The following is a 13614-nucleotide window of genomic DNA, read 5'->3' as shown; positions in this document are numbered from 1 at the left end:
GCGTCACGGGCGGGCCGGGGTCCATGAGTCACGGCCGTTATGGGCGTCCAGCACCCGGATCGTACTCAATGACTGCAGGAGGGGCTGCGCTTCGACCCTGACCCCGTGGCCGTAGGGGTCCTCGATCTGGAAGATAAGGTTCAGCTGGAAGGCGAGCAGCAGGCCGCACAGGCCCACCAGCCACAGGTCCACCCAGTTGCGGGACTTGGCCAGGAAGACGGCGATGCCCAGCACGATGACGGCGCCGAGGACGAGCCCTTCCTGGAGCACGCCCGGAGGGGCACCGCCGACGTCGCTCTCGCGCTGCCGCCGCGCCGCGAAGAGCTGTTCGGTGCTGCGTACGGTCTCGCCCCAGACCAGCTCCTCGCGCTTGCCCTGGGGTGTCCAGGAGGCCGTGTCCAGTTGGAGTGTGCGCATGAGGTCGGTGCAGTCCTCGTCCATGTGGCCGGTGCGCGGGATGTGCTGCCACTCGGGGCCGGCGGCGCACTCGAGGTAGCGGCGTACGTCGTCGCCGATCTGCTGCCGGGGTTGCGCGGGCAGCGCCATGGCGAGCGTGTAGGTCTGACGGGCCGCGCCGGCCTCGATCCGGACGTTGCTCTGCGCACTGGTCAGCGCACCCCAGACGGCGACGATGGCAAGCCCCGTCAGTACCGCGTAGAACGTGCTGACCAGTCCGCAGGCGAAGGTGACGGTGGCGGGCCCGTCACCGGAAGTGTGCCGTGAAGCTGTCAGACGCCATCGCAGCAGCAGAACGACCATCGTGACGACGGCCACGACAAGGGCGAAGGCAATACTCCACAGCACAGTGTCTGCTCCTCAGCAGCGTCTCATCGTTCGTGGACCTCGAGACTGGCGCGTACGGCGCTCTCCAACGACCCTTCGATCCACGCCGCTTTCAAGCTGGTGTGCTCGCCGGCGAAATGGACCCGCCCTTCCACGGTGCGGGTGGCCGCATGGTGCTCGTGCAGCTGTCCCGGGGTGAAGATGGCGGCTTCGCCCAGTGCGTAACGGGCCCTCCCCCACGACTGGGTGGCGCCCACGCCCGTGAACTCCCGGCGCACCTGGGGGCCGAACATCCGCGCAAGGTTGTCGAGCGCGAATGCGTACCGTTCGCCTTCGGTCAGGGAGTCCCAGCGCATCGCCTCGTCCGACCAGGTGTAGGAAGCGAGGACGACGCCTCCGTGGGATCCTTCCACCACGGAGGGGAAATAGGTGAAGCGGTTGGGGCTGTCCGACACACAGCCGCCTCCGGTGAATCCCCGCGCACCCTGCTCCCAGAACCGGTTCTTGAATTCCAGCAGCACTTTGGTCGCCGAGTCGTAGTGCAGCTCTGCGACGGCCCGCCTCTTCGGGTACGACAGTGCCGGCTCGAACTCGCAGAAGCGTACTGCCGAGAACGGCACGGTGACGATGGCGACGTCGCCCTCGAAAATCTGCCGGGGACCCTGCGGAGCGCCGTCGCACGATTCCTCGGAACCGGATTCCGCCGTGGTCTCGATCCGTACGCCGCCGGCTGTCTGAGTCAGCTTGGTCATGCGCCGGTTGAAGTGGATGACACCGCGAAGACGATCGGCCAGGGTGTCGGTCAGCGACGCCGTCCCGCCTTCCAACTCCCAATAGCGGGAGTCGGGATTGATGATGGCCCGGTCCATGAGGGTGGGGACCAGGGAGTAGTGGAGGCGTGAGGTGAGGTTCTCGAGCGTTCCCGCCGCCTGGATGTGGGGCAGCTCCCATCCTGCGTGTTCGACGAGATACCGGTGGGTCGAGTAGTCGTCGAAATCGTGGATGACTTTCGCCCATGCGGAGATCTGCTTGTCGATCGGGCCGCTCGCCGGGACCGTCACCGGGGCCAGTGCCTTGTCCACGGCCTCGGACATGGTGGAGGACACCGCCGCACCGAACGTACGGTTCACGGCACCGGGAGACCCGGCGTAGTCGCCTCGCGTCACCCGCTGTCCGTTGACATGGATGAGGGTGCGTTTCATGGCCGCGGGAGCGCGGAAGTCGGTGGGCGAGCCGTTGGTCCAGGTCTCGCCGGTGAACGAGGTGTAGCGCACCGGCGGAACATTTCCGATGCCGCGGGCGCCCGGCGCCACATCGGCGTTGTAGAACAGCCTTCTTTTCACCTTCAGTTTGTCGGCGAGTGCCAGCACCATGGGGTGGAAGTCCGGCAGCCGCATGGCTCCGGCCTCGGCGTGCAGCGACTTGTCGTGGAACACCTTCCGGAAGGTCTTGATACGCCCGCCGGCCCGGTTGGCATTGGCCTCCAGGATGGTGACCCGATGCCCGGCCTCTTTGAGCAGCATCGCGGCGACCATGCCGGTGACTCCGGCGCCCACGATGAGGACGTTCTTCGGTTTGGTGGCCTTGGGCAGCCCCCGGTCGATGAGAATGCGGAGATACTGGAGTTTCAGGTCCTCGCCCTTGTCGCCCACAAGAAGAAGCTTGTGGGCGAGGTCGAGGCTGACATCATTGTCCCGGCCATCCGCCCGAGCCTCGAATGCGGGCTCGAATAAAGTTCCGGTGGCAGCGGCACCGGCGGCGAGAGCCGCGGCAGTGCCCATGAGTCCACGGCGTCCGATGGGACGCGAAGAAGGTAGCTTCACGCGTATGGCTCTTGCCAAGGCGAAGTAATTTCACCTGTGTTGACACAGGCGGGCTTCGTGACAACCGGGGGAATCCGGCCTTCCGGGCAGCGGAACCATGCAACTTCCGGTAATGATGTGGCTGTTATGGAGGAGCAGTGGGTTCCGCAATGCCCACCACCGAGGAACAGGGGAACACAGTGCCCGCACGAGACACCGCACCCGTGATCCTGGGCAACGAGCCCGGCTCGTTCGCCCGCAGTGTGCTGGCCGAACGCCACCCCGCGCTCATCCAGCGGGTCCGTGACGCCTTCCCCTGGACCCCGGACCGGCACCGGGCCCTCGACGCCCTGCTCCGGGAGATCACCGACGGGGTGATCGAGCCGCTCGGCACCGACACTCACGACCATGTGCGGTGGCAGGCTTGGGGCCATGACCGCTTCGGCCGGTCATGGTACGACGTGCCGTTCCTCTGGGCCGAGAGCTACTTCTACCGCAAACTCCTGGCCGCCCTCGATCACTTCGGCCCCGGCCCCTGGCGGGGAATCGATCCGTTCGCCCCCTTCAAGCGGGCCGAGTTGCGCAGCGACGCGGTGGACGAGGAGCTCGCCGTCCTCGACGGCCTCGCCTCGCAGCCCGCGGACGCCCAGTTGCGCGCGCTGCTGCACGCCTCGCTCTGGGGCAACCGCGCCGACCTCGGCTTCGCCATCACGTCCGGAGTCCCGCAGGCCGACGTCGTCGACTCGCGCCTCGTCGCCGACGACAGTGCCCTGCTGTGGTCGCTCCTGCCCGCGGGTGCGTCGGCGACGGTGCACATGGTGGCCGACAACGCCGGCCGGGAACTCGTCCCCGACCTCGTCCTCGCCGACCACCTGCTGCGCACCGGGCGGGCCCGGCAGGTGGTCCTGCACGTCAAGCCGTACCCGTACTTCGTCTCCGACGCCACCATGGCGGACGTCGTCGACGCCTTGCGCCGGCTCCACGACGCCTCCGGGTACGCGGCAGGCGTCGGCAAGCGCCTCTGGTCGGGCATGGCAGCGGGCCAACTGGCCGTCCGCGCCCATGACTTCTTCTGCGCACCGCTGCCGTTCCATGCGATGCCGGACGACCTGGCGGAGGATCTGGCGGGTGCCACCGTGACTCTCCTGAAGGGCGACCTGAACTACCGCCGTCTCGTGGGAGACCGCCTGTGGGATCCGACGACGTCCTTCGCCGGCCTCACCGCCTACTTCCCGAGCCCCGTCGCGGCCCTGCGCACGCTGAAGTCGGACGTGATCGCGGGGCTCACGGCCCCGGCCGTGGCCGCCCTCGAGGGCGGTGGGGCGCCGTGGCGTACCAGCGGCACCCACGCGGTGATCCAGGTCCGGCCATGAGGCCGGCCGCTACGGCAGATCGGTGCGACCCAGCCAGGCGGGCCGCACCGGTACCCCGTCCTCGTCCCTGGGTGACGGTGGCTGAGGCAAAGGCGACGGCGACCGTACCGCATCGGCAGGTGCCGGGGCGGCGTCCGTGTCCTCCAGCAGTTCGGCGACCGTGAACCTCGTGCTGTGGGACTGCCAGGAGCCGTCGCGGTCGGATCGCGCCCAGCCTAATTCCGCGTCGCCCCGTCGGCGGACTGCCGCATGAGGCGGAAGAAGTGGTCGCCGCGGGTGACGACGAAACGGCTGTCGAGACCGCGGGCGATCTCGGTGATGTCGCCGGGGCCGAGCTTCCAGGCCAGTACCCCGATGGTGAGGAACAGCGGTGTGCGGCGGTTCCAGCTCTGGGCGGCCTTGGCGAGGGCCTGCCGGGCATCGCTCTTGCTGGTCGCCAGGCGGCCGGTGCTGAGCGGGACGCCCGAGAGCACGGAGGTGCCGAAATGGTCGGCCCAGTTCTGCCAGATGCCCAGGGGCTCGGCGTAGCGGGCGTACGAGGCGACGGTCTGCGCGGACAGGGCACGGTCCTTGTCGTCGACCCGGTTGAGCACACAGACCGCCGACAGCCCGGCGCGCTCGAGGTAGTAGCCCGTCTGCCGGGTGAAGTCGGCGAGGTGGGTGCGCGGCCAGGCGTCGGGGTAGGCGTAGCCGAGGCCCGAAGGGCCGGCGACCAGCACGTCGTTGGCGGTGGCGGTGCGCTGGTAGTACGACAGGAGGGACGGTGCCGCGTCGACGGTCAACGGGCTGATCGACCAGTTCATGGGCGTGCGCCCGCGCTGGGGGTCGGACCAGAGCTTGCGCATGTGGTGCTGGTTGTACTGGAGGTTGTCACCTTCGGTGAAGGTGAAGGTCACGTAGATGCGGGTGCGCAGGGAAGGTACGGCCGGGGTGCGCGGGGTGTAGTGGGTGCGGGGGCGCGTTCCGGCGAGGACGGTGAGGTTGTTGATGTAGTCGGCGGCCACGACGTAGAGGCCGTAGCGGGAGGCCAGTTCGGTGCCCGCGGTCTCCCGGTCGTTCGGCCACCAGCCCAGGTAGGGGGAGTTGAGCGGCATGTCGTCCATCAGCGACCGCAGCAGTTCCGCCTCCTGGGACCGGGTGGGGTCGGCCCACAGGACGAAGGCGCGGTTGGCCACCGCGTAGTCGCGGAGGTTCTCCACGTTCTTGACCGGGTCCACGGCGACGAGCATGCGGTGGGTGCAGTCCGGCCACAGGTTCCGTTCCGCCCACGCGTACGCCGCTTTCGCGTCCGCGAACCGGTGGCGCAGGTCGTCCAGCACCGGCAGGCCGAGGCGGGCGGCCGTCGCGGCGGACGCGACGACGGCGTTCCTGAGCCCGGCCAGGGTGGTGGCCACGTTGCGGGTGGCGGGCAGTGCGGGGTCGGGCACGATGGCGCCCGCGATGCTGCCGCGGTACTTGCGGACGAGGGTGTCCAGCCCGGTCACGGTGGTGTGCGGTACACCCAGCTCGCGCAGCCAGGTGTCCCGGCCCTCCTCGAAGGCTCCGGAGAGGTAGATCTGCGGTCTTCGCCGGCCGGTCACCCCTTGCAGGGTGCTCAGCAGCAGCCGGTCGTCCGCGGAGAGGCGTGCCGCGTCGAACACGTCGAGGCGGCTGGGCGCCGCCATCGTGGGCAGTGCCTGGCCCCTGGGCCAGCTCACCGGCTTGTCCGTCGCCGCCGCGGCCGCGTGGGCGGGCAGCAGCAGTGCTCCCGCGCCCAGGGCCGCCGCCTTGCAGAACTGCCGCCGCGATCTGTCCGTCGAGTCGGTCGAGTCCGTCGTGTCCGTCGTCGTTGTCATGTCGCCCCGCATCGTGTGGTGCCCTCGTTTGAGGGGAGCGTCGCAGCACGAGGCCCCGACGGCGGGCAACGACGCGAGGCGGTGCCTCTGTGGGCCTAAGGGTGTGGTTGCGGTGATCGCATATTCCGCCGGTCCCTCGCCGTTGTGGCATCGCGCCGTTGCGGCGGGTCTTTTCCCGGGGCTTCGCCCCGGACCCGGAGGGGGACGGGGCACGCCCTCGCGACATGGAAGGCCCCAGAGCCCGGGTCCGGGGGAAGCCCCGAGTTCATGGGCACGGCCTCGGGAAGCGGGAAGGCCCCCGCGGAGATCCGCCGGACAGGCCCTGGTGGATGTCAGCTCTCCCCCAGCACCGTCCGGATCACGTGCCGGGCGTTGGTGGCCATCGCCGGGTTCGTCATGCGGTAGTACGGCAGCGCGATCAGCGCCTGCGAGAGTGTCCGTCCCCGGCCGCGGGTCCAGGTCGCGTCGTCCACGCCGAGGGCCTCGCGGAAGACCTGCCGTGCGTCGGCCGGCAGCAGGTTCCAGGCCGGGAAGAGGTCGCAGGCCGGGTCACCGGCCCCCGCGCACCCGAAGTCGATCACGGCGGTCAGCCTGCCGCCGCCGTCCACCAGCAGGTTGCCCGGCATCAGATCGGCGTGCAGCCACACCGGCGGCCCGTACCGTTCCGGGGCCCGCAGCGCGTCCTCCCATACGGCGGTCGCGGCGCCGCAGTCGACGCCCTCCTCCGGGATACCGCGCAGCGCCTCGATCGCGGCCCGGGTCTCCGCGTCGAGCGAGGCGAGCGGTCCGCCGCGGTGGGCCCGTGGCGCGCCCGGCAGGGTGATGCTCCGCATCGCCGTCACGAACGCCGCCAGGTCCTCGGCCAGCAGCACGGGTTCGCCCAGCGCCCCCGGCTCGGGGTTCTCCCCCGCCAACCACCGGTGGACCGTCCACGGCCACGGGTACCCCTCGGCCGCTTCACCGGCACCGAGCACCTCGGGGACGGACGCGGGCAGCCGGGGCGCGAGGCGGGGCAGCCAGGTCCGCCCCGTCGTCACGTCCTCGGCCCCGCCCGTCAGCAGCGGCAGCCGTACGACCATGTCGTCGCCCAGCCGGTACATGGCGTTGACCGTGCCGCCGGACGAGAGCCGCTCGACCGGCCGCCCCGCCCACCGCGGGAACTGCCCGGCGATCAGCCGCCGTACGAGGTCGTCGTCGACGGGGTACTGGTCCGGATGCATCCGCCCTGCGCTCATGGGGCGCCATCCGACCGCCGGACGCCGAGGGGCGTCAATCGTTTTTCTTCTCCTCGCGCCGCAGCCGCTCCTCCTCGAACAGGTCGGCCAGGCGCTGTGTGTCGGGGTCGAGCTCGATCGGGGCGTCCTCGTCCTCGTCGTCGGTGATGACGCCCTCCTCCCGGAGCTGCCGGTTCTGCACCATCACCGGCGGCGTGGGGTCGTGGTCGGACGGGCGCGGTCCCTCCGGGCCGTCGGGGCCCACGCGCACCAGGCGTTCGACGCGGATGATGCGGAACAGGCGGCCGCGGACGCCGAGTTCGTCGCACCGCTCGGCGTCCAGGTAGTCCGCGGCCTCCGTGTACGGCACGCGCTCCTTCGGCGCGAGGTCCAGCTGCCAGGGGATCAGCACCCGGAACTGCATCGCGAGGCTCTCCCGCTCCTCCTGGGGCGAGGCGGAGATGGCGTTCGAGATGGGGCGCCAACGCCCGCTCTCCCGCTCGGCGGTTCCGAAGGCGACGGGCAGCAGCACGCCGCCCGGGTGCGTCTGCGCGGCGCGTGTGCTGTCCTCGTGGACGTCCCGCGGGGCGACGCCCGCCTTCGGCAGGGCCGAGAGCAGTTCCATCGTCAGGATGCCGGCGGAGACGCCGGTCGGGGTGTACGGGTCGATGACCAGCCCCTCGGTGGGCTCCGGTTCGTCGCGGGTCGCTCCCGCCGGGACGTCCCGGTCCGTGGGGCGGGGCGGCTCGGGGCCGTCGGGGCCGCCGCGGATGAACCGCTCCGCGCGGACCACCCGGTGGCGTACGCCACGGACCGTCAACTCGTCGGCGGTTTCCCAGTCCAGACGTTCGGCGGCTTGCATGCACTCCGCGCGCCCGGCCTCGTCACCGGCCTCCTTCGCCTCCGCCGCCGCCTTGCGGAAGAGGCATCCCATGGTGTCGCGGGCGTCCTGGGGAGCGAGGTTGGCGAACGACGACACGACCTCCCAACCGCCTTGCTCGCACTCGCGCGCCACGGCGAACACGGGGCCACCGGCGGAGTAGATCTCCGGGTACTTCTCTCTCGCCTGCCAGGCATCCACATCCGCCAGCGCCTCCACGGGCGTCTGGGCTCCGACGACCCGCACGGTGCGGTAGGCGGGCACGTTGTCGTCTGCGCGCGCATTCATGCCCTGCATCATGCTGCGAACACGGCGACGGCCGCAGCAGATGGACGGAATTGCAACGTCCGACGGGCCGTTGCGATCGCGTCAATCCCTGCCGTACTAGAGAAGTTTTCTAGAAAGCCCCTCCACTTTTGGCTTCGGGTGGTCCACACTGACCGCATGAGATCAGCCCTGCCCGCCTGGCTGTTACGTGCCGCGGCGTCGGCCGTCGCCCTGGCCTCCGCCGTCGCCCTGATGCTGGGCGCGCCCTCCGCGCACGCCGCCGACGGACCGGCCCCGCCGGCGCCGGCCGACGGCTTCGGCCTGACGCAGGTCGGCACCGCCACCGGCACCGCCACCAACTTCGTGGTCACCGTGAGGACGGCCGAGGTCGCCGGTGAGCACCGCATCCGGATTCTGCTCCCGGACGGCTACGCGGCCGAACCCGCCAAGCGCTACCCGGTGTTCTACTTCCTGCACGGCGCGTCCGACGATCCCGCCAACCCGCATCTGGCCTACCCCGCGCTCACCGCGTCCAAGTCGATGATCACGGTCATCCCGGACGGCGGCCGCCGGGGCTGGTACACCAACTGGCGCGACCAGAAGACCGCCGCGGGCGCGCAGAACTGGGAGAACTTCCACATCAACCAGGTGATCCCGTTCATCGACGCCAACTTCCGCACCATCGCGGCGAAGAAGGGCCGCGCCGTGGGCGGTATCTCGATGGGCGGCTTCGGCGCGCTGCACTACGCCGAGCGGCACCCCGGCCTGTTCGGCCAGGTCGCCACGTTCTCCGGCGCCAACGACCTGTCGCTGAACGAGGCCGTCCTCCGCGGCGCCGTCGTCGCCACGCTGACCAACATCGGTGCCGCGTTCTGCGGCTCCGGTCCCGGTTCCTCGTGCGGCCTCGACTTCGGGCCCGCGGTGTCCAGTGACGCGATCTTCGGTTCGCCGTACCCGGTGTTCGGCGCCGACCGGCTCTGGAACGAGGCGGATCCGACGGCGCACGCGGACAAGCTGGCCGACATGGGCATCGCGATCTATATCGGCAATGGCAACGGCAACGTGGCGGACCTGGAGTTCTGGGCCGAGTCGGCCTCGAAGCGCCTCAAGGACCGTCTGGACGGCCTCGGTTACGGCTATCACTACGTGAACTACGGCAACGGATCCGGCTGGGGCCCCTCCTGCAACGGCGGCCACAACGGCGGCTGCTGGACGCAGGACCTCGTCGACTACGTGCCGCGCCTGGAAGCGGCCTTCGCCGCCGCCTGATCACTTCGCACACAAGAAGGAATGAACCGATCCATGACACTGGCCCTGTTACTCAGACGATCGGCCGGCCGCCTCAAAGCGGTCGTCGCCGTCCTGGCGACCTGCTGCATAGCCCTGGGGCTCACGGCCCAGACCGCGGCGGCCGCGCCGCGGACGGGCGACACCTGCGACTCCCCGTTCCAGTGCATGACCTTCACTTCGCTGACCAACGGCCGCAACCTGGATGCACAGAACGGCAATTCGGGTGACGGCGTGTTCATCGTCACCAACTCGTCGCCGGGCTACCACCAGTCGTGGCACCTGAACGTGGACCATGCGGACTCGTCGTTCACCATCGTGAACAACTACACCGGCAAGTGCATCGACCAGGCGTGGCTCGTACCGGCCCTGCGGCAGCAGACCTGCAAGGGCCAGAACAGCCAGAAGTGGTACCTCCAGCCGGTCGCCGGGTCGAACGACGCGTTCATGATCCGTCACCAGGGCGACAACACATGCCTCGACGTCCTGCTCGCCGCCAACTACGACGACGCGTGGACCGACCGGCACACCTGCAACGGCACACGGGCCCAGCAGTGGTCCCCCGGTGCCGCCGCCGCACCCGCGGCCCGGAACCTGGCCGTCGACCACGCCGCCAAGGCATGCCAGAAGGACACCGCCACCTGCTCCTGGGCGGTGAGGTCCGAGTCGCCGGCGGCTCCGCTGCCGAAGGTCTGCGCCTCGTCGGTCTGGTACAACAACACCGGCGACACGGTCGACCAAGGCTTCGCGGTGAACGTGACGACTGGCTGGCACAACACCATCGGATTCGACCTGGGGACGATGTTCTCCGTCGGATCCCTCGAGGCACTGCAGGCGCAGATCACCACGACCTCGCACCTCAGCAGCACCTGGGAAGGCTCGAAGAGCGTCAACAACGAGGTGCGGGTGAAGGTCCCGGCCAAGCAGTACGGCTGGGTGACGCTCTCGGAGCTGGCGAAGACGGTGACCGGTACCTGGACCTTCGACACGGGCGGCTTCCCGTGGACGGCCGATGACACCATCACCATCCCGCTCAAGGACGACCCGAGTGGCGGCGCGACCGTCTACATCACCAACACCAGCCCGAACTTCACGTCCTGCGCCTGAACGAAATCCGCCCGGTACCGGCTGGGACGGGGGTCCGGCCGGTACCGGGATCGGGCGTCCTTACTTCTGCTTCTCCTGCTGCTTCTCCTTGATCCGCACCGCTTCCTTGCGGACCTCGGCCTGGGTGGCGCGCTCCTTCTGCAGCCACTCGGGAGACTCCGTCTTCAGCGCCTCGATCTGCTCGGTGGTGAGCGCCTCGGTGATCCCGCCGCGCGCGAGGCCGGAGATGGAGATGCCCAGCTTCGCCGCGACCACCGGCCGGGGGTGCGGACCGTCCGCGCGGAGCTCGCGCAGCCACGCGGGCGGGTCGGCCTGCAGCGCGTTCAGCTCGTCGCGCGAGACGACGCCCTCCTGGAACTCCGCAGGGGTGGCCTCGAGGTACACACCCAGTTTCTTCGCCGCGGTCGCGGGCTTCATGGTCTGGGTGCTCTGGTGCGACTTCATAGACCCAGGATATCGACCATGTGCGCGGCCGACGACCACGCCCGGTGCTGCGCTACCCGGGGGACGCTGCGCCCCATTGCGGCTACGCCGCGGGCCGGACCCCCGGCCGCTCACGGGCCCACCCGCACGGACATCACCAGGTCAGCGTCGGTACCCTGGCCTGGTGACAGGCTCGGCAGCACCTTCCCCCTCCTTCCGGCTCGCCTACGTACCGGGCGCGACACCCGCCAAGTGGGTGCGGATCTGGCGTGAGCGGCTGCCCGACGTCCCCCTCGAGCTCCTCCAGGTGTCCGCCGCCGAGGTGCCCGACGTACTGCGGCGCGGCGACGCCGACGCGGGTCTCGTACGGCTGCCGGTCGACCGGACGTTCTTCAGCGCCATCCCCCTGTACACCGAGACGACGGTCGTGGTGATCCCCAAGGACCACCTCATGACGGCGGTCGAAGAGGTGACCGTCGGGGATCTGGCCGACGAGATCGTCTTCCACCCCCTCGACGACACCCTCGGCTGGGAGCAGCCGCCGGGGCAGCCCGCGTTCGAGCGGCCCGCGACGACGGAGGACGCCATCGAGCTGGTGGCGGCCGGGGTGGGGCTGCTCCTCGTCCCGCAGTCGCTGGCCCGGCTGCACCACCGCAAGGACCTCACCTACCGGCCGGTCACGGACGCACCGCAGTCGAGCGTCGCGCTGTCGTGGCCCGAGGACGCGACCACCGACATGGTGGAGGACTTCATCGGGATCGTCCGCGGGCGGACGGTCAACAGCACCCGCGGCCGCCAGCCCTCCCCCGCTCCGGCCAAGACCGCCAAGGCCGCCCAGCCGGAGCGCAAGCGCTCCGGCGCGGGCGGTGGTGCGCGGCGGAAGCCCGCGCCGCCCGCCAAGGGCGGCAAGCGCGGCACGCCGCGCCGCCGGTCACGCTAGCGAGACCAGGTCCCGGTAGTCGTCGCTCCACAGGTCCTCGTCCGCGTCCGGCAGGAGCAGGACGCGGTCCGGTCGCAGCGCGTCGATGGCGCCCTCGTCGTGGGTGACCATCACGATGGCGCCCGGGTAGGAGGCGACGGCCGCGAGGACCTCGCCGCGTGAGGCGGGGTCAAGGTTGTTGGTCGGCTCGTCGAGCAGCAGGACGTTCGCGCCGGAGTGGACCAGCCCGGCCAGGGCGAGGCGGGTCTTCTCCCCTCCGGACAGGACACCAGCCGGTTTGTCGGTGTCGTCGCCGGTGAACAGGAACGCGCCGAGGACGTGCCGTACTTCGCCGTCGGTCAGGTGCGGGGCTGCGGCCGCCATGTTCTCGCGCACGGTCCGGTCGGTGCGCAGGGTGTCGTGTTCCTGCGCGAAGTAGCCGAGCCGCAGGCCGTGTCCGTGCACCACCCTGCCGCTGTCGGGGGTCTCCTGGCCGGCCAGGAGGCGCAACAGGGTTGTCTTTCCCGCCCCGTTGAGGCCGAGGATCACCAGGCGGCTGCCGCGGTCCACGGCCAGGTCGACGCCGCCGAGGACCCGGTGGTCGCCGTAGGACTTGGCCAGGCTGATCGCTCCCAGCGGCATACGGCCGCAGGGTGCGGGCTCCGGCAGCCGGATCTTCGCGACCTTCTCCGTGCGCCGGGCCGGTTCGATGCCGGCGAGCATGCGGTCGGCGCGGCGGGCCATGCTGCGGGCCATCACGGCTGTGGCGGAGCGGGCCTTCATCTTGTCCGCCTGGGCATGCAGGGAGGCGGCCTTGCGCTCGGCGTTGGCGCGCTCGCGAGCGCGGCGGCGCTCGTCGGCCTCGCGCTGGGCGAGGTAGGCACGCCAGCCCGTGTTGTGGATGTCGATGGTCGCGCGGGTGGCGTCGAGGTGGAAGACCCGGTTGACGACGTCCGCGAGCAGGCCCGTGTCGTGGCTGATGACGACCAGGCCGCCCTGGTGGCTCCGCAGGAAGGTGCGCAGCCAGGCGATCGAGTCGGCGTCCAGGTGGTTGGTGGGCTCGTCGAGCAGCAGCGTGCCGTCGTGTCCGGCGAACAGGATGCGGGCGAGCTCGACACGGCGGCGCTGCCCGCCGGACAGGGCGCCCACGGGCTCGCCCATGACACGGTCGGGCAGGCCGAGCCCGGCCGCGACCCGGGCGGCCTCGGCCTCGGCCGCGTAGCCGCCGCCGGCCTGGAAGGCGGCCTCGGCGCCGGCGTAGGCGTGCATCGCCCGCTCCAGCGCGGCGGGTCCGGTGGCTTCGGCCATGGCGGCCTCGGCCCCGCGCAGTGCGTGCAGGGCCCGGTCGAGGCCGCGGGCGGACAGGATCCGGTCGGTGACGGTGACGGCCGGGTCAGCCGCGCGGGAGTCCTGGGCCAGGAGGCCGACCTCGCCGGTGCGGGTGACGGTGCCCGCAGCGGGTGTGGTCCGCCCGGCGAGGCCGGCCATGAGGGTGGTCTTGCCCGCGCCGTTGCGGCCGACCAGGCCGATGCGGTCGCCGGGAGAGACGGTGAAGGAGATGTCGGACAGCAGCAGGCGCGCACCCGCGCGCAGCTCGACATCGCGGACGGTAATCATGAAGGAACGCTCCGAAAAAGCAAAAGGACACACTTCTGACGTGGAAGCGGGTCCTCGGCTAGGAAATTCGGGGCGTAGACATACGGCCACCGTAACGGATGCGCCGC

At 70.5% G+C, this 13614-nt stretch carries 11 protein-coding genes; 4 read left to right on the top strand and 7 right to left on the bottom strand.

The features are described from left to right. Positions 1 to 3: 3 nt before the first annotated feature. Together ACV530_RS33445 and ACV530_RS33440 are read right to left on the bottom strand one after the other, a co-directional pair. Positions 4 to 804, bottom strand: a complete 801-nt coding sequence (locus ACV530_RS33445; protein WP_494336462.1) for a bestrophin-like domain — start codon at positions 802 to 804, stop codon at positions 4 to 6. Between the two features lie 23 nt (positions 805 to 827). Further along, on the bottom strand, positions 828 to 2564 hold the full coding sequence (locus ACV530_RS33440; RefSeq protein ID WP_494336461.1) for a flavin monoamine oxidase family protein: 1737 nt from the start codon (positions 2562 to 2564) through the stop codon (positions 828 to 830). A gap of 191 nt (positions 2565 to 2755) precedes the next feature. Between ACV530_RS33440 and ACV530_RS33435 the strand changes: the two genes are divergently transcribed. Further along, the gene (locus ACV530_RS33435; protein WP_494336460.1) at positions 2756 to 3958 is read left to right on the top strand and encodes a damage-control phosphatase ARMT1 family protein; all 1203 of its coding nucleotides are present in this window, start codon (positions 2756 to 2758) and stop codon (positions 3956 to 3958) included. Between the two features lie 215 nt (positions 3959 to 4173). Here ACV530_RS33435 and ACV530_RS33430 read toward each other — a convergent pair whose 3' ends face one another. From ACV530_RS33430 to ACV530_RS33420, 3 genes are all read right to left on the bottom strand, one after another. Beyond that, a complete protein-coding gene (locus ACV530_RS33430; protein WP_494336459.1) occupies positions 4174 to 5793 on the bottom strand; it encodes a GxGYxYP domain-containing protein in 1620 nt (539 codons plus the stop codon). 332 nt (positions 5794 to 6125) lie between these two features. Beyond that, positions 6126 to 7013: an aminoglycoside phosphotransferase family protein gene (locus tag ACV530_RS33425; protein ID WP_494336458.1), complete on the bottom strand. Its 888-nt coding sequence runs from the start codon at positions 7011 to 7013 to the stop codon at positions 6126 to 6128. 49 nt (positions 7014 to 7062) lie between these two features. Next, a complete protein-coding gene (locus ACV530_RS33420; protein ID WP_494336457.1) occupies positions 7063 to 8175 on the bottom strand; it encodes a DUF5954 family protein in 1113 nt (370 codons plus the stop codon). Positions 8176 to 8331: 156 nt separating this feature from the next. On the opposite strand from ACV530_RS33420, the gene ACV530_RS33415 reads away from it, so the two are divergent. Then, the gene (locus ACV530_RS33415; RefSeq protein WP_494336456.1) at positions 8332 to 9423 is read left to right on the top strand and encodes an alpha/beta hydrolase; all 1092 of its coding nucleotides are present in this window, start codon (positions 8332 to 8334) and stop codon (positions 9421 to 9423) included. A gap of 33 nt (positions 9424 to 9456) precedes the next feature. Continuing rightward, entirely contained in the window at positions 9457 to 10548 is a 1092-nt protein-coding gene (locus tag ACV530_RS33410; RefSeq protein WP_494336455.1) for an RICIN domain-containing protein, read from the top strand. A gap of 60 nt (positions 10549 to 10608) precedes the next feature. On the opposite strand, the gene ACV530_RS33405 is transcribed toward ACV530_RS33410, so the two are convergent. Continuing rightward, positions 10609 to 10992, bottom strand: coding sequence for a DUF5997 family protein (locus ACV530_RS33405; RefSeq protein WP_494336454.1), 384 nt, complete (start codon positions 10990 to 10992; stop codon positions 10609 to 10611). A 163-nt stretch (positions 10993 to 11155) separates the two neighbouring features. Here ACV530_RS33405 and ACV530_RS33400 point away from each other — a divergent pair, with 163 nt between their 5' ends. Continuing rightward, entirely contained in the window at positions 11156 to 11911 is a 756-nt protein-coding gene (locus ACV530_RS33400) for a LysR family substrate-binding domain-containing protein (protein WP_494336453.1), read from the top strand. Here the strand turns inward: ACV530_RS33400 and ACV530_RS33395 are convergent. After that, positions 11903 to 13507: an ABC-F family ATP-binding cassette domain-containing protein gene (locus tag ACV530_RS33395; RefSeq protein WP_494336452.1), complete on the bottom strand. Its 1605-nt coding sequence runs from the start codon at positions 13505 to 13507 to the stop codon at positions 11903 to 11905. The genes ACV530_RS33400 and ACV530_RS33395 overlap by 9 nt on opposite strands. Between the last annotated feature and the right edge of the window lie 107 nt (positions 13508 to 13614).

The sequence above is a fragment of the Streptomyces sp. SX-6 genome, from assembly GCF_059089585.1.
Note: the sequence above shows the minus strand (reverse complement) of the source record. Positions and strands in the feature narration are given on the sequence as shown.